Origin of the sequence: Mesorhizobium sp. M8A.F.Ca.ET.161.01.1.1, assembly GCF_004792105.1 — a bacterium.
Taxonomy (GTDB): Bacteria; Pseudomonadota; Alphaproteobacteria; order Rhizobiales; family Rhizobiaceae; genus Mesorhizobium.
The window spans coordinates 1-318 of record NZ_SRTD01000326.1; the positions used below are offsets into that span (position 1 = coordinate 1).

Genomic DNA, 318 nt, shown 5'->3' on the forward strand with positions numbered 1-318 from the left:
GAATGGAATCGGTCGTTGTCGGCATCAACCTGTTCGGCGCCGTGGCTTTGCTGCTTTTCGGGCTTGCGCAGATAAAGGATGGCATGTCACGCGCCTTTGGTGCGAGGCTCCGCATCGGTCTGGCCGCCGGCACGCGCGGCCGGTATCGCTCCTTCTTCGCTGGTCTCGTGGCGACAATCGCCTTGCAGAGTTCCACTGCCACCGCGCTGATGGTCGCCTCTTTCGTCGAGAAGGACCTCATCGCGCCGGCCATGGCGCAAATCGTCCTGCTCGGCGCCAATGTCGGAACTGCCATGACGGCGTGGATTGTCGCTCTCG

1 pseudogene is annotated in these 318 nt (G+C 62.9%); it reads left to right on the forward strand.

Annotated elements, in window-relative coordinates:
• Positions 1–2: 2 nt before the first annotated feature.
• Positions 3–318 (forward strand): annotated as a pseudogene (locus EN804_RS35925) (Na/Pi cotransporter family protein); the annotation flags it as partial.